16 protein-coding genes, 1 pseudogene and 2 other annotated features are annotated in these 15,992 nt (G+C 36.0%); of the genes and pseudogenes, 8 read left to right on the top strand and 9 right to left on the bottom strand.

Features of this window, described 5'->3' with window-relative positions:
- Nucleotides 1-34 precede the first annotated feature (34 nt).
- Both IGK70_RS02805 and udk read right to left on the bottom strand, forming a co-directional pair.
- Nucleotides 35-376, bottom strand: coding sequence for a type II toxin-antitoxin system PemK/MazF family toxin (locus IGK70_RS02805; RefSeq protein ID WP_002355703.1), 342 nt, complete (start codon nt 374-376; stop codon nt 35-37).
- A gap of 168 nt (nt 377-544) precedes the next feature.
- Nucleotides 545-1,174: a uridine kinase gene (gene udk / locus IGK70_RS02800; protein ID WP_002355702.1), complete on the bottom strand. Its 630-nt coding sequence runs from the start codon at nt 1,172-1,174 to the stop codon at nt 545-547.
- A gap of 174 nt (nt 1,175-1,348) precedes the next feature.
- Here udk and IGK70_RS02795 point away from each other — a divergent pair, with 174 nt between their 5' ends.
- Complete coding sequence (locus IGK70_RS02795; RefSeq protein ID WP_220421689.1) at nt 1,349-1,804, top strand: GNAT family N-acetyltransferase; 456 nt, start codon at nt 1,349-1,351, stop codon at nt 1,802-1,804.
- Nucleotides 1,805-1,838: 34 nt separating this feature from the next.
- Here the strand turns inward: IGK70_RS02795 and IGK70_RS02790 are convergent, their stop codons facing one another.
- Both IGK70_RS02790 and IGK70_RS02785 read right to left on the bottom strand, forming a co-directional pair.
- Nucleotides 1,839-2,519: a YjjG family noncanonical pyrimidine nucleotidase gene (locus IGK70_RS02790; RefSeq protein WP_002378056.1), complete on the bottom strand. Its 681-nt coding sequence runs from the start codon at nt 2,517-2,519 to the stop codon at nt 1,839-1,841.
- The gene (locus tag IGK70_RS02785; RefSeq protein ID WP_002358774.1) at nt 2,516-3,298 is read right to left on the bottom strand and encodes a 16S rRNA pseudouridine(516) synthase; all 783 of its coding nucleotides are present in this window, start codon (nt 3,296-3,298) and stop codon (nt 2,516-2,518) included. Before IGK70_RS02785 ends, IGK70_RS02790 begins: the two co-directional genes overlap by 4 nt.
- 330 nt (nt 3,299-3,628) lie before the next feature.
- On the opposite strand from IGK70_RS02785, the gene IGK70_RS02780 reads away from it, so the two are divergent.
- Together IGK70_RS02780 and IGK70_RS02775 are read left to right on the top strand one after the other, a co-directional pair.
- Nucleotides 3,629-4,237, top strand: coding sequence for a 50S ribosomal protein L25/general stress protein Ctc (locus IGK70_RS02780; protein ID WP_104855579.1), 609 nt, complete (start codon nt 3,629-3,631; stop codon nt 4,235-4,237).
- Nucleotides 4,238-4,488: 251 nt separating this feature from the next.
- Nucleotides 4,489-4,812, top strand: a complete 324-nt coding sequence (locus IGK70_RS02775) for a DUF960 domain-containing protein (RefSeq protein WP_002355697.1) — start codon at nt 4,489-4,491, stop codon at nt 4,810-4,812.
- A gap of 69 nt (nt 4,813-4,881) precedes the next feature.
- On the opposite strand, the pseudogene IGK70_RS02770 reads toward IGK70_RS02775, so the two are convergent.
- From IGK70_RS02770 to IGK70_RS02755, 4 genes and pseudogenes are all read right to left on the bottom strand, one after another.
- Nucleotides 4,882-6,486, bottom strand: a pseudogene (locus IGK70_RS02770) (polysaccharide lyase 8 family protein); the annotation flags it as partial.
- 156 nt (nt 6,487-6,642) lie between these two features.
- The gene (locus IGK70_RS02765) at nt 6,643-8,382 is read right to left on the bottom strand and encodes a DUF2264 domain-containing protein (protein ID WP_438775161.1); all 1,740 of its coding nucleotides are present in this window, start codon (nt 8,380-8,382) and stop codon (nt 6,643-6,645) included.
- Between the two features lie 377 nt (nt 8,383-8,759).
- Nucleotides 8,760-9,008: a GlsB/YeaQ/YmgE family stress response membrane protein gene (locus IGK70_RS02760; protein ID WP_002355684.1), complete on the bottom strand. Its 249-nt coding sequence runs from the start codon at nt 9,006-9,008 to the stop codon at nt 8,760-8,762.
- 106 nt (nt 9,009-9,114) lie between these two features.
- Entirely contained in the window at nt 9,115-10,746 is a 1,632-nt protein-coding gene (locus IGK70_RS02755) for a peptide ABC transporter substrate-binding protein (protein WP_002383058.1), read from the bottom strand.
- 147 nt (nt 10,747-10,893) lie between these two features.
- Nucleotides 10,894-11,126 (top strand) — a binding site (T-box leader).
- Between the two features lie 155 nt (nt 11,127-11,281).
- Nucleotides 11,282-11,524 (top strand) — a binding site (T-box leader).
- Between the two features lie 53 nt (nt 11,525-11,577).
- Here IGK70_RS02755 and IGK70_RS02750 point away from each other — a divergent pair.
- From IGK70_RS02750 to IGK70_RS02740, 3 genes are read left to right on the top strand one after another with little or no spacing between them, the layout of a single operon-like run.
- Nucleotides 11,578-12,222 carry an amino acid ABC transporter permease gene (locus IGK70_RS02750; protein WP_002383057.1) on the top strand — a complete coding sequence of 215 codons (645 nt, stop codon included), beginning with the start codon at nt 11,578-11,580 and terminating at the stop codon, nt 12,220-12,222.
- A gap of 12 nt (nt 12,223-12,234) precedes the next feature.
- Nucleotides 12,235-12,870, top strand: a complete 636-nt coding sequence (locus IGK70_RS02745; RefSeq protein ID WP_002358764.1) for an amino acid ABC transporter ATP-binding protein — start codon at nt 12,235-12,237, stop codon at nt 12,868-12,870.
- Nucleotides 12,871-12,880: 10 nt separating this feature from the next.
- Nucleotides 12,881-13,702, top strand: a complete 822-nt coding sequence (locus tag IGK70_RS02740; RefSeq protein WP_002368082.1) for an amino acid ABC transporter substrate-binding protein — start codon at nt 12,881-12,883, stop codon at nt 13,700-13,702.
- Nucleotides 13,703-13,757: 55 nt separating this feature from the next.
- Here IGK70_RS02740 and IGK70_RS02735 read toward each other — a convergent pair whose 3' ends face one another.
- Nucleotides 13,758-14,978: a Fic family protein gene (locus IGK70_RS02735; RefSeq protein WP_146101194.1), complete on the bottom strand. Its 1,221-nt coding sequence runs from the start codon at nt 14,976-14,978 to the stop codon at nt 13,758-13,760.
- A 248-nt stretch (nt 14,979-15,226) separates the two neighbouring features.
- Between IGK70_RS02735 and IGK70_RS02730 the strand changes: the two genes are divergently transcribed.
- Together IGK70_RS02730 and IGK70_RS02725 are read left to right on the top strand one after the other, a co-directional pair.
- A complete protein-coding gene (locus tag IGK70_RS02730; RefSeq protein WP_002355676.1) occupies nt 15,227-15,670 on the top strand; it encodes a hypothetical protein in 444 nt (147 codons plus the stop codon).
- Nucleotides 15,671-15,766: 96 nt separating this feature from the next.
- Nucleotides 15,767-15,991 (top strand): DUF3955 domain-containing protein, encoded by a 225-nt coding sequence (locus IGK70_RS02725; RefSeq protein ID WP_002383054.1) that lies wholly within the window; start codon nt 15,767-15,769, stop codon nt 15,989-15,991.
- Nucleotide 15,992: the final 1 nt, after the last annotated feature.

Raw genomic sequence — 15,992 nt, 5'->3', positions numbered from 1 at the left:
ACCGTTTCCCCAAAACGATTTCTTTATATGTAAATTAACGGATACCAACGCTAACTTTTAAAGCTTGATTGACCTGTTCCATCTCTTCACGAGAAAGTTGACAAACCTTGTGTAGCATTCGTTCTTTATCCAATGTTCGAATTTGTTCTAACAAAATAAGTGATGGCGTCCTGCATTCGTTATGGGGAATTTCGATGAGGACTTGCGTTGGTTGCAGCCGCTTGCTTACGTTACGGGTAATCGGTGCAACAATCAACGTTGGACTAAATAAGTTACCTTTGTTATTTTGAATAATCAGGACAGGTCGAATCCCACCTTGTTCAGAACCAACAACTGGTGAGAGATTCGCATAAAAAACCTCACCTCTTTTTATCATTCAGATTCCCTTCCCTCCTTTTCCTTTAAAAAATTATAGCATATTGTTTCTTTCAATATTTTCAACTTTTTAGCTATCCCTTAAAATATTTGATAAAACAACCCTTTAAAAGTCAAAAAAAGCTTAAACAGTCGACTCTGATATAGAGACGGCTATTTAAGCTGACTATTACATTTTTGTTAAAATACTATCCACTTTTGTATTAATTAAATCAATAGCGACGTGGTTTTCGCCACCTTCTGGCACAATGATATCTGCATAACGTTTCGTAGGTTCAATAAATTGGTGATACATGGGCTTGACGACTGTCAAATATTGTTCAATCACAGAATCCAACGTACGGCCACGTTCTTCCATATCACGCTTGATTCGACGAATAATACGGATGTCATCATCTGTATCCACATACACTTTAATATCCATTAAATCCCTTAAGCGGCGATCTTCTAAAATTAAAATCCCTTCAAGAATAATTACTTCTTTCGGTTCTTGGATCACCGTTTCTGTACTTCTTGTATGCGCAACGTAGTCATAAACTGGCTTTTCAATGGCTTGATAATTTAACAGTTGTTCAACATGTTGAATCAATAAATCTGTATCAAACGCAAAAGGATGATCATAATTGGTATTTAAACGTTCTTCAAAACTCAAATGGCTCTGATCTTTATAATAAGAATCCTGTTCTAACATCATAATTGAATGATCGGGAAAATTATTAAAAATCGCACGGCTAACACTGGTTTTTCCGCTTCCTGATCCGCCAGTAACACCAATGATAATTGGCTGACTATCTTTCATGTATAAACCTCTTTCTTTTCAAAAACTTCATTGTCTTTTACTATTATAATGAAAACTCTGAAGAATGCCAGACCTTTTCCAAGACTTTTCATGTGATTTTTATCTTCTTATGAAAAATCTGCCCACACTTCTTTCAATTACAGTATACTTATCAATAAAAGGAGAATCCTACCTATGATTAAAAAAGTCAAAAAAGAAACACTTACAACGGCGCATTACGCTCTTCTTTATGAGGCAGATCCAGCAAAAAAAATGGTGGCAGATTATATTACCCGCGGCATTTGCTTTGACTATCAGACTGAAGAACTTCAAGGAATTTTAGTCCTGTTGCCGACTCACCCACGGACATTGGAAATCGTAAACATCGCTGTCTCAGAAGAAAGCCGAGGGCGGGGCATCGGGCAAGAATTATTACATTTTGCCATTGATTTTGCCAAAAAAGAAAAGTATGATTCCTTGGAGATTGGGACTGGGAGCACAAGCTTTCAACAGCTATATCTCTACCAAAAAGTCGGCTTTCGAATGACACATATTGAACCAGATTTTTTTATCCATCATTATGATGAGCCTATTATAGAAAACGGCTTGCCTTTAAAGGATATGGTTCGCTTACGGTTACATTTAAGTTAAAAAACAACATTTCCTGTACAGGAAATGTTGTTTTTTAATGCCCAAGAATTGGTAACAACTCATCTAGCTGTTGAATCGTATAATTGGGTTGAATGGTTGGTGTTGCTGGAGCGGAGGTCGGATTGAGCCAAACAGTTTGAATTTTCGCTTGTTGACCTCCTTGAATATCTGAATGCAAAGAATCGCCAATAATCATTGTTTTTTCTCGACTAAAATTAGGAATCCGTTCAAAAACAAAATCAAAATACTCTTTCATTGGTTTTTGATAACCCACTTCTTCTGAAACAAAAATATCTTTAAAATAAGGCATTAATTTCGAATCTTCCAACCGACGATACTGTGTTTTTGCCACTCCATTTGTCACAATATATAAATCATAATGGGGTGCTAATTTTTCCAAGATACGTTGGCTATTGCCAAGCAAGTCGTGTCCTTGACTCAAATATTCTCGGTAGTTTTCTCCCATTCTAACGCTATCAACTTCTCGATTAAACGCGTCAAACAATAAACCAAACCGTGTATCAAGGAGAACATCTTTTGTTATTTTTCCTTCTTCAAATGAACGCCATAATCCTTGATTAATTCGGTGGTACGTTGACTCGACTTCAGATGTAAATGGTACATTTTCTTCTTCAAATAAGGCATGGAGCGCCTTCTTTTCAGCCAATTTAAAATCTAACAATGTATCATCAACATCAAAAAGCAATGTTTTCATTTCCGTTCCTCTTCTCTTTTCAAATTACTCGGTAACGCTTTGCTTGTTTGTTGTTTTTCAATAAAAAAATAAGGCAATAGCAATTGTAACTCTTCTCTGGTTAATGAACGATAAGCACCTAAAGGTAATTGCGGATCTAGCCGCAACGGCCCCATAGTTTGGCGTTTTAAAGCAGTCACTTTTTTCCCCACAGATAAAAACATTTTTTTCACTTGGTGAAATTTTCCTTCTTGAATAGTCAGGAAAACATGACTCTCCGTTTCAGTCGCTGCAAGAACAGTTATTTTTGCTGGCTTACATTGAATGCCTCCTTGCAAAACAATCCCATCTTTAAATTTAGCACAATCTTCTGCAGAGACCAAACCATTGACTTTCACTTCATAACATTTCGCTACTTCTTTATTTGGCCGAATTAATTGATACCCTAATTGTCCATTATCTGTTAATAGAAGTAACCCTTCCGTATCGCCATCGAGTCTTCCCACTGGATAAAGACCAGGGCGTCTGTCTTGTGGCGCAATCAAATCAATGACTGTTTTTTTAGATGCATCTGAGACAGCGCTAACCACACCTTTTGGCTTATTCAACATGTAGTACACATGGGTCTTATGCGAAATTAATTGTCCTTTTACTTTAATCATTTGTAATTGCGCATCGACGTTTTGGCTTTCATTTAATGTCACGATGCCATCCACAGTGACCTGCTTGCCTCTGATTATTCGTTTCACCGTTTTGCGTGATCCAAACTGAAGTTCTTCTAGTAATTTATCTAATCGCATTGTTCCGCTCCATTCTGGTATTAGTATAGTGGAATCCGTTAAAGATGAAAAGTAGAAAAAGGTAATTCCTTGACGTATAAAAATATAAGTGTTACGGTTAATAAGTAAAGTAAATAAAGGTTTCTCAAAAACAGCGTAATGACCTGGGAGAGAACAACGATAACAATGAACCATTCCCATGAGTGTTGCCTGGCAATATTTGTGGGGATTTTTTGATTATTGTTAGCATTTTTCTAGACAAGAACAACTGAAAAAAGAGTTTCTTTTTTCCATTATGTTTTGTTTCTGAGTTTAACCAAATCACTCATTATTTCAAGGAGGAATTAGGTTATGTCAGTACAATTAGAAGTTAAAGAAAGAGCTATCCGTCCACGTTCACTAAGAAATCAGCTACGTCACGAAGGGAAAGTACCTGCCATTGTTTACGGTTACCAAATTGAAAGTACACCAATCTATTTTGAAGAAAAAGACTTATCAAAAATTTTACGCGAACATGGTGCTAACACCGTTATTAAAATGACAGTTGATGGCAAAAACATCAACACATTAATGACGAAAGCACAATTAGATACCTTTACTGGTCAAATGCTTCATGTTGAATTCTTATCTGTAAATATGAAAGAAACAACAGAAGTCGAAGCAGAAGTTCAATTAATTGGTGAATCTGCAGGTGTGAAAGCTGGGGGTACCTTAGCTCAAAACTTGTACACTGTTTTAGTGGCAGCCACACCAGATAAATTGCCAGAATCAATTGAAGTAGATATTACAAACTTAGAAATTGGTGATGCTCTTACAATCGCTGATTTACCTGAACACAAAGACTATGAAATTTTAACTGATCCAGAAGAACAACTAGTTGCTATTGTTGAAGCACAAACTGCTCCTGAAGAAGAAGAAGGAACAGCTGCTGAAACGACTGAACCAGAATTAGCCGAATAAAGAGTACACTTTTGTTCAGCTGATTCTCTTAAGTTTTAGAAATGGGATGTACGTTGAAACAACGTACGTCCCATTTTCTTTTTACTGCATGTCTTGATTTCTTCACATAAATGATGACACCTGCAAAGCTAGGAAGCTACAGAGGAATATTAAATTTTTGCTAATCTACGCAATATTTTCAAACGAAACAATTTCTTTTTTTAAAATTTGCAGTATACTAAAAGTAAGTAAACAAAAAGGAGGTCATCCATATGTTTGAACGTTTTGATAGTGACCGTAGCCGCTATGCTTCATTAGGTGTTGTTTCTAGCTTACCTAGTGGCTTAATTGATAGTATTTGGTTGATTATTGACTTAAATCTAAAAGGGGTTATCCCTTTAAACGACTTACTTCACTTTGATTTGTTGAACAATAATGGCAAAGTGACTGTCCATTTTTCTCAAGAAAATAGTTCAGTAGAAATGGCAATCGACTTACCATTTAGTTATTCTACGGCATATCCGTCGCGAATTTTTGCTTTTGATGATGGCCATCGTGAAACGATTTTATTACCTGCAGAAATGTTAGAATCTTAAATAATTTCAACAAAGTAGCCTCAAATTCCAGTTTAAACTGGAATTTGAGGCTACTTTAATTTCTTTTAGTTATTCTACAATAATTTGTTTACTACTTCCTGCAGCATTTTCAAAATTAATAGTAAAGGTTTCTGTTGCATCATCATAAGTGATTCCGTCACTTTGACTAATTACTGTGCTGTAATCTTTTGGTATTTTTAAAGTCAGTGTCTTAGTTGTTTGTGTAGGATCAGAGAAAGTATACGTTTTTTGGTGTTGTTGTGTCTTTCTCATTAAAGAAATAGCTTTATTTGAGGTAATCCCTGCTATTGTACCGCCAGTTTCTGACCAAATGTTAACCCCAAGATAGCCTTCTTCTTCTTGCTTAACTGCTTGAATTTCTTCTGTATTTGAGAGAACTTCTACTGTTTTTTTGGCAGCATATGTTTTTAAATCAGTTTCATCGATTCCTGGTAAAACTACATAAGCATAATGCTCGTTCGTTGGGTGTTGACCATGTTGAATCGTAAATGTTCGATAATCACCTACATATTCTTTATCACTTGGAAATGCTTCATTAATTGCTTTATAGGTTCCTTTTCTAGTTTCACTTTTAACATTTACCGTTGTTTCTTCTGGAAAATAATAACCCATATTAGCATTGGAATGATCCGACTTTAGTAATAACCATTGTTTTTTACTCGTTTCATTTTTCTCATGAATCTCCCCAATATTTGATAGCACTTGATACTGATACGCATCATTTAACAAACGATTATCAACAACTGTCTCAATCGAAGCTTCTGTATCCCCTTTAATTCCTGCGCCTAATGCGATAATTTGCCCATTTAATAAAAACCAAGATTTTTTAGCTTGTAGGTTCATAGTTAAAAGTTTCCCATTATTTTTGGTCCCGTCTTTATTAAGAGCCATCCCTACTACTGCCTGATTGTCTGACGTTACTCCACCAACCCATTGCTCTTTCGATGTGATTGTTGTAAATGCTGAAACTTCATCTGCCAAAGAAATGGTATCTACCGTTGTTCCTGGTAGTCGATAGGGATCTACAGTTGGCCAATAGCTGGAATTAAATTGAACCTCGTCATCATTATATACGTACATCATTCCGTCACCAGTGTGCCAGCCACGTTTATTTTCTTTATTCCCTGCTTCAAAAGATGCAGTGCGCTTTGAATACAAGCCTAGCCCAAACATATAACTAGATGTGCGTTGGACAAATCGATCCATCGAAGCATAAAGTTTCGTGCCTGTAAAAGGAAGTTGCCCTCCCGTAATTTCTGGATTAGTTAAAAGTTGCATAGTCATCTGTAAATCATTAAAATCACGAGCATTTGTCAAATAATAATCTGGGTTCTCCTTCATCCAATATTTAACGGCTTCTTGAAATTTCTTTTGATAATTATTAGGAGCAAATTTAGCCACAATTAATAAATTATACATGGTAGTTGAGCCGTAGCCTGTTTTTCCAACTGCTGGGGCTCTTGAGATGGAACGGCCATTCACAGTTGGTAGCATTTCACCTTTATAAATCAAAGGAAGAAAGGCACGATCAACATTTTCAACAAATTCTGTCACAAGAGTTGCATCCATTTGAAAAGATGAATCTGCTGTAATGGCCAAAATTTGTCCAACCCCTTTCACCAAAACATTGCCATACGAACCTGTATAAGTCACTACAATTTTATCGCCAACTTGATAAAGGTACTGTTTAATTGCTAATACCGCTAACGTGTCTCCCTCCGCCATGAATGGCGCTTCTGGCTTTTCGTGATCGATTCGGCCAGTAATAATCTGATTGTCTTTATTTTTCAATTCGATTTTTATCATTTTTTATTCCTCCCTTGTCACACCACCTACCAAACAAATCAGGCGATGCGTTCCTATTGGTAGCTCTTTTTGCAAATAAGGTAAACTTGTTCTTGGGAAAAACAACGATGTATTGGGTTCAGGGTGAAGAATACCTGCGTGGTCATACCCTTCAATTGCAACTATTTGCGAACCCAATTCTCCTGAATCGACTCTAGCCCACTCTTTACCAAGTTCTTTTTCTGAAAATTTTCCAAGTAACGGTAGACTAAATCCTCCTTCGCGCACTTTTAATGGAACCGATGTCACTATTTCATGTACTCTAACATGCCATTCTCCAAAAGGATAAATGGTTGTTTCAATTTCTACTTCTTGAAAAGGTAGCCATTTATAATAAACTTGCTCCTCTGTTAAATAAAAATCATGAACTTTCCCTTTAACACGAAAATATTCACCATCACGAGAAACAGCCAATACGTTATCAAAAGCCCCCTCCTCATAACGCGCACCAGCTTTGGGAACGCTAAAACCAAAGCGGCTAGAATAGACAAATTTACTATATTTAGCCGCAGCATGTGCTTGATTTTCAAGCCATAGTCCTGCAGGATAGCCGAGGACATGCGTTTTCATTTTAGGATGGATTAATAACATGTTTCCCTTTTCTATCAAACGCTTTTCTTCTCGTTTTATCGCCAGCGGTTCAGCACGCCAAAACGGATGGTCTTGATCCACTGCGAGCAACAAAAATGTTTTAAAAGCCCAATACGGAGAGCCTGGTGCGTTATAACCTTCTGCCATTACTAAATTTTCGTAATGATAGCCAATGGACAACCGACCATCATAAGTGAAAATAGTCTGTTGCATCCAACAGTGTAAATGTTTTGCTAACAGCGTTTTTATTTGTCCCCAAGGTAACGCCTCTACTTCTGCAAATATCAAAGCTGCGAAAAACGCTCCTTGAGCAAACCGATACGTTTGACTACGTCCGTAAGGTAACGCTTCGCCCTCCTCATCAAAATAGTACAGATAGTCCTGCGCGAACATAACGGCTCGTTCTGTAAAACGTTTCGCACGAACAGGATCTCTTTCTCGCATAAATTTGACATAAATCAAACTATAATAATGAAAAGCAAACGAAATATAATAATCTCTTTGCGTAGTTTTACCATCCATATACCAACCATCACCTAAATACATGCGTTCAATCAACGCCAATTCTTCCTCTAGTTCCGCTTGGTTAATCACTTGTTTACATCCCTCGAGTGCCAAACGAATGAGCACTTTGAAAAACGTCCAATTATTTTTAGGAATTTTACAACCAAGTGCCTTATTTAACCAAACCATGATATTTTCTTGCTGTTTCTCAGAAAAACAGGACCAAAAATATGTCTTATGAAGCAATAAAGTTAAAGATAATGCTGCTGCTTCCACAATATATTGATCATAATCAACAATATCGCCCCAATAATCTGGGGATGACGGATCAGTTCCTGCGATTAATTTTTCCACATAAGCATCTCTTAAAACATCATCTTTACAAGCAACCCAATACGGTCCAATTCCCCATAATGGTCGAATGAGCGCTTCCATTTCAGCATGTTGCTGATCATAGACAGCACCACTGGACCCAAAATTCACGCCAGGTTTTTCTGATGTTAAAATAGCCGTTTTTAAAGGTGTCATGATTGTTTCAAAAGCTTCCAAATATGCTTCTCTGGTCAAAAAAAGATTACTTTTTAACGATTCCATGCTTTTCGCCCCCATTAGTTTAATTCAAAGAATAACAAGGGCACTTATTTTTTTCAACTATCGTTTAATGAATAAAACGGCATATTATGAGAGCAGCATTTCCCCTTTCCTAAACTTAACATATTAATTTTTTCTTTATTTTTGTTGAGCCTTGAGCTATTCACTTTATCCAACAAAACTTCCTTTATCAAAAATGAATAATAAATGAAAAATAAGCAGTCTAACGCAGGAAATTCTCATAATAAATATTTAAAAAAAAAGAGTCTATGACAAAAATCCAAAGAGATTTTTGTCATAGACTTAAAATATGAGAGAAAAGACATCAAAAGTAATGGTTTGATCAACCTTCACAAGTTTTATGATGCTTTTCAAGATATCATTTTGATACAATTTTACGCCTTGCGGTTTACAATAAAAGAGTAAATAGCGATACAGATAATCGCTCCTAGCAACGCTGAGATAATTGGAAACCCGCCGATGACTGGTCCTAAAGAAGGCAACAAGAGTGATGCTACCCAACTTCCTAAAAAGCCCACGATAATATTTCCAATAATGCCACCTGGCACGTCTTTTCCTAAAATTGCGCCAGCAATTGCGCCAATAATTCCTCCGACAATTAATGCCCATAGAAAGCTAAACATTTGAAAAACCTACCTTTCATAGTTGATTTTTTTAGTTAATTTTCCTACTTTAAGGATAAAACAGAAAGCAGACTTTTTCAAAAGATAGGACTTTTCAGAAGTCAATTTATTCTTCTACATAAGCTAAACGATAGGATACTGTGCGACCAAAAGAAAATACTTGCAAACCTTGTAAGCGATCTGATTTCAAGTAACCAATGGCTCCTTGGAATAGTGGTAAAACACCGGCATCTTTTTCAATTAATGTTTTTTCTAAACTTAGTAATTCATTCCAGCGTTTTTCAGGTTCATTGGCGTAATCTTTTCTAACTTTTTGGAGACCCGCATCATACGCTGAATCGTTATAACCAGAAGTATTTAAGCCACTTTTCGAGTCATAAAATTCTAAAAAATTAATGGGATCAGCATAGTCAGGTGTCCATGTTCCAAAGGCTAAATCGTAATTACCTGCTGTTTGTAAATCCAAACGATTTTGCAAAGGCAATGATTTTAATTTGATTGTTAAACCTGGTAAATTTTGTTGCAATTGCCCTTGAACAAATTCAATGGTTTTCTTGGCAATCGCTGAGTCCGCTGAGATTAGTTCCAATTCAATTTTATCTTTGCCCAACTCTTCTTTCGCTTTGGTCCAGTTAGCTTGGGCTTCTTTAATATTATATGGCAATAAATCACCATTTTCTTTACGGAAATCTTCACCTGTATCTGGATTTTTTGCAAAATTAGCTGGTACAAAACCATTTAAAGCTGTCGAGCCATCTCCTAAAATTTCTTTTGCAAAAGTTTCTTTATCAATCGCTTGTAAAAAAGCTTTTCGAACATGTTCGTTGCCGGTGATTTCACGGCGATGATTAGGGCTTAAATAACCTACCATAGCTTTAGGTACAAAATGCGCTTGTTTTGACTCTTTATACTGAAGTGCATAAGTATCTGCTAAAACAGTGTAATCTAAGTCGCCATTATCAAAAAGATTGGCTCCTGTGCCAATTTCTTTCACTACTTGAACATCAATTTCATTCAATTTTACGTGTTCTTTATCCCAATAATGATCATTCTTCTTCAATTTCCAAGTTTCGGAATTGCCATCCCAACCTGAAATTACAAATGGTCCATTGCCGACAAAATTATCTGCAGAAGTCCCATAGGCAGTACCTTTTTCTTTGGCAAAGGCTTCATTTTTAGGCATAAAAGGTGTTCCAACTAAGACTTGGGCTAAATAAGGAATTGGATTTTCCAATGTTAGTTCTAGTGTCTGGTCATCGATTGCTTTGACACCAAATTCTTCCATCGTAGCTTGTCCTTCCCGCACCGCACGCCCATTTTTAAAAATATCCATTTGATTACTGCTACTTGAACCATACGCTGGATCGACCACGTTTCTAAACGCAACTACAAAATCCCCTGCTTTAACTGGATCCCCGTTTGTCCATTTTGCTTCTCGTAACTTGAATGTATAGACTAACCCGTCTTCACTAACTTGTGGCTCTGCTTTCGCCATAGCTAGCTCAGGATCTCCGTTTTTATCTTGTCGATACAAGCCTTCAACTACTTGACCAATCATATCGGAACTATAGACATCTGTATAATGAGCGCTGTCTAATGTCGAGAGTTCACCACCAGATGCGACGTTAATTTTCTGTGTAGCTGGTTCGTTTGAGGTCGTTTTCGAACCGCCACTTCCACATGCTGCTAAAACCAAGCCCAGTGCAACAAGTCCGATTAACCACTTTTTCTGTTTCATACCAAAACTCCTCCTTCTGTTCAAACAACTTACCTACATTTTACATGATTTTCCATACATTTGTCCTTTTTCAGCACTTACTTTTTGAAAGAAAAATATTTTTTTAAGAATAAGAGTTGACAGATATTTTTTCTGGTGGTACAGTATTGAAAAACAGAGAACAGAAGAGTAACTGTTTCCTTTAGTGAAGAGAGTCTTTGGTTGGTGGAAAAAGACGTAAAGAAACAGCGAACCACATCTGGGAGTTGACTTTTTGAACCCTTAGTAGGAAAGTCCGGGACCACTCGTTAACAGGCGAAGTTATGAACTTCATAAGGTTCGTGTTGCGAAACACGAATAAACTAAGGTGGAACCACGATAATTGATTATTCGTCCTTTGGCTATTCAGCCAAAGGACTTTTTTGTTTTTTTAGATGCGCTTTTCAACCTGAGAGAGTGCCTCAACTGCTCAAGTCTGTTGTCCTCTTTTCCATATGCTTAATGGGATACGCTAGAAAAGCAACAGGTTTTCTGTTCCGTTCGAACAATTTCATACTTGCAATCAAGGCTTAGGACATAGTAATTTAGCTCTTCCTTTACAGAGACTTTTTCATTGGCTGAAAGAAAAAGATGGATTCTTCTTTACTCACACCTAAAAGATGTTTTTCTGAATCCTTTAGTAAGAAAAACCGGTGACTCTATCGTTAACAGAGAGTAGTTGTCAACGCAACTACATAAGGCTTATCTTGTGAAAGATAAGTAAATTGAGGTGGCACCACGAACGCGATTCGTCCTCTTGGCTCACAGCCAAGAGGCTTTTTTGTTTTTTAATAAAAATTGTTGGAGGAAAAAATGATGGATTATATTTTAGAAATTTTACCTGCTTTAGTTAGCGGAGCTGGCATGACACTGAAAGTCTTTTTCTTTACGCTCCTTGGCTCGATTCCACTGGGGATCATCATTGCCTTTATTTTACAAAGTTCGTTTAAACCTTTACGTTACTTAATTAACCTCTACATTTGGTTAATGCGCGGCACTCCGCTATTGTTACAATTAATTTTTGTTTTTTACGGCTTACCATTAATTGGTATTGTCTTTGAACGTTATGATGCGGCCTTATTCGCATTTATTTTAAATTATGCTGCGTACTTTGCTGAAATTTTCCGCGGGGGGATTCAAGCAATTCCCCAAGGTCAATATGAAGCTGCTAAGGTTTTACGTTTAACACGTTTTCAAACAGTCACGCGGATTATTTTGCCACAAGTTGTTAAAATCGTGCTGCCTTCCGTAGGAAATGAAATTATCAATTTGGTCAAGGATACTTCTCTTATTTATGTACTTGGCTTAGGCGATCTTTTACGTGCTGGTAAAATTGCGATGAGCCGCGATGTTACATTAGTACCATTAGCTTTAGTGGGAGTGATTTATTTACTCTTTACGGCAATTTTGACTGTTGCTTCTAAGAAAATTGAAAAATTCTATCAATATTATAAATAGGAGGACTCTACCATGTTAACTATTAAAAATTTAACCAAACATTTTGATAACCGGACCATTATTGATCACTTAAATTTAGAAATTCCAGATGGTAAAATTTTAACGATTGTTGGTCCTTCAGGCGGCGGAAAAACCACTTTACTTCGTTGTTTGGCTGGTTTAGAAACCATTGATTCTGGCGAGCTTTTGTTGGATGGTGTTCCTTTCAATCCTGCTGAAATGGACAATGCCGATCAAGTGGTTGGGGTCGTTTTCCAGGACTTCCAACTTTTCCCTCACTTATCAGTTTTAGAAAATATTACCTTAGCACCTACATTAGTACTAAAAGAAGAAAAAGCAAAAAGTCAGCAAGAAGCTTTAGAATTACTGGAAAAATTGGGCTTGGCTGGTAAAGAAAAACTCTATCCATATCAACTTTCTGGTGGACAAAAACAACGAGTTGCACTTGCTCGTGCCTTAGCAATGAAGCCAAAAGTTCTTGGGTACGATGAACCAACGAGCGCGCTAGATCCAGCTTTACGCCAACAAGTGGAAGAAGTTATTTTAGATTTACGGAAACAAGGCATGACACAGATTGTCGTGACCCACGATATGGCTTTCGCTGAAAAAATTGCAGACAACCTTTTGACGGTTGCCCCCGTCCAATAGAAAGGAGTTTATGATGAAAAAGAAATATTCTTTAGCCTTGCTGGTTATCTGTTGTAGTTTACTCCTATTTGCAGGTTGTGGTAAAAGAAAAAGCAACGAAGATCAATGGACACGGATTAACGAAGAAAAACGGATTATTATTGGCTTAGATGACTCCTTTGTGCCCATGGGTTTTCAAGATAAATCAGGCAAAATTGTCGGCTTTGATGTCGACTTAGCCAAAGCGGTTTTTAAACTTTATGGCATTTCCGTTGACTTCCAACCGATTGATTGGTCTATGAAAGAAACAGAATTACAAAATCAAACCATTGATCTTATTTGGAACGGCTACACTAAAACGAGCGAGCGGGCCGAAAAAGTTCAATTCACACAACCTTACATGACGAACGACCAAGTACTTGTTTCTTTAAAAGAAAAAAACATTGCAACAGCGAGCGACATGCAAGGCAAAATTTTAGGGGTTCAAAACGGCTCTTCTGGCTATGATGGCTTCGAAAGTCAGCCTGACGTTTTGAAAAAATTTGTTAAAGACCAAACGCCTATTTTATATGACGGCTTTAATGAAGCTTTCTTAGATTTAAAATCTGGCCGAATTGATGGGCTCCTAATTGATCGCGTCTACGCCAACTACTATCTTTCCCACGAAGATAATTTAAAAAACTATACTATTTCTCATGTCGGCTATGACAATGAAGATTTTGCTGTGGGCGTCCGCAAATCAGACAATCAATTAGTCCAAAAAATCAATACTGCCTTTGAAACGTTACGAAAAGATGGCACCCTTAGTAAAATTTCTCAAAAATGGTTTGGAGAGGACGTTACAAATCATTAAAAGTTGACCAATAAAAAATCCTGAAGCTCTCAAAATCGAGAGTTTCAGGATTTTTTTATCCAATTGTTTCTTCAAATTGTTGAGTGATTCGATACGTTTTCGGTTTCTTTCCTTGAACTTGAATATACGCTTGTTTTTCTAATGTTTCCGTTATTCGCTTAACTTTTCCGTAGGACCAGTTTTGATTTTCTTGAATCTCTTTAATCGACACACTTTCGGTGCCATTTCTAAACATATGTGCTTGAATTAATAAAAATAGAACACTACATTCATCTTCAGGTAACTCTGAATGTTGTAACCATTGCGTGGCTCTTTTCAACTGATTAGTCCATGTTCTCAGCTCTTCTAAAATTTCCGTTTGTCCTAATAAGATAAATTCATACATCGTCTGAACAAAAAGAGTTACTTCTCCTCTATTTCTTGGATTTGTGACTTCGGAAAAAGCTTTTTCATATTTTCTCTTATTATGGATTACGGCATTGGAAACAGTCAATCCTGTCAGTGGATCCAATTTTCTAGAGAGATAGTTAGACATCAAAAAACGGCCCATTCGTCCATTCCCATCATAGAAGGGATGAATATACTCAAAATAGTAATGACTGATACAACATTTAAGTAAGCTTGGTAGTGCTGATTGATTCATAAAAAGGATAAGTTTTTCTAGATCAGCTATAATACTTTCTTCGTTGGAACTACCTTGATGAACAACTTTGTCTTTATCACTGATATACACAACAGATTTCCTAAATAATAAACCATCTGGATAGTCTTCTTCTTGGATATCAGCTTTAAAGAGTTCATCATAGATTTCTCTAAATTGACCTAATGTTTCTATTTTTAGCATTTTATCAGTCACAATACCTTTATACATGTTTACAATGCCCTGAAATCTTTCAGTTGAATTAGCATTTAATTTGTGTAAAACTTTGCTAATATCTTTTCTTGAACTTTTAACCCCTTCAATTTCATTCGTACTTTGTATCTCTTCAATCAATTGATAAAAAAAGATATTTTTTTGTACAATTTTTGGTAATTTATGTATATATCTCATTATTTCTTGAGAATTTTTCATAATTTTTTCTTGTAATACGCTGTGTTGAAGTAAAGGAACGTAGAATAACTCATAGGTTTCTTTTGTTTTCCGTTCTTCTTTGTCAAATGGGTGGATAAATAACTTAGTTTGTAAAGTAGAATCAAAATTTAAACGTTCTTGATATTTCTTTTCAAAAGAATCTCTATTTTTATAAAAATCTACTTTTAGTAATTTATATGTCATTATACCCCTCTTTTCTTATTCTAAATTACAAAAAAACGTTTTTTTGTAATTTAGAATACCTTTCACTTAAATTTAACATTCAAAATTACAAAATTCAACTATTTTATAATTTTAAATTTACATAGAAAATTTAGCAAATTCTAACTTATGAAGAACTTTTATTTTTGCTACACTAGTAAAAGTCGAGAGAATTTGTCCTTTTTCTGCCTAGAACAATCATTACTCTCAATAAATGAAAGGAGAAAAAAATGCCTACTAATAAAAAAGAAGGAATGCTTTTTACTACGTTAATGTGCTTTCTGATGGTTTTCGGAATGAGCACCTATAATTTATTATTGCATGGAGAATTTTCATTGTACGCCTTATCAAAAGGTTTGCTTCCTGGATTTATCGTTGCTTTTATTTTAGACGTTTTCATCGTTGGTGTCTTAGCTAAGAAAATCGCTTTTTCTTTACCCTTTAATAAAGAAAAACGGCTATTACTTATTCTGACCATTTCGAGTCTCATGATTATCGGCATGGTGACTTGTATGTCTTTATTTGGCTTATTAATGGAAGGCCAGACGTTGTCACTAAGTGCGTATTTCCAAGCTTGGGGCCTGAACTTTATTGTTGCCCTTCCTTATCAATTGCTGATTGTCGGTCCCTTTTCACGTATGATCTTAACCAATTACCAACAACGACAAACTTAGAAAATAGATTTCTTATCTAAGTTTTAACAGTTGCCTAAAAAAAAGTTAACCTTTTTGATTTATCTTAGTGATAGTTCATTAAAGGAGGAACTGAAGTTGAAAAAATATCGTATTAGCTTATTTCTTGGCTTGATTAGTCTTTTATTATTTATGATCTCTATTTTAGTTGGATCAACATTATCTAGCGATGGACTTTTAAAAGAACCCGCCTTTTTCTGTACGCCGCTCGGTTACTTTTTTCTCTTCATCGCCTTGCTTTCAGTTATAACAATCACATGTAAAGAACATATGAATCAAAAAGGTAAAACAAAACAACCTTAAA

The organism is Enterococcus sp. DIV0358 (assembly GCF_051713465.1).
Taxonomy (GTDB): domain Bacteria; phylum Bacillota; class Bacilli; order Lactobacillales; family Enterococcaceae; genus Enterococcus; species Enterococcus faecalis.
The sequence above is the reverse complement of the archived record's forward strand: the minus strand, read 5'-3'. Positions and strand labels throughout refer to the sequence as shown.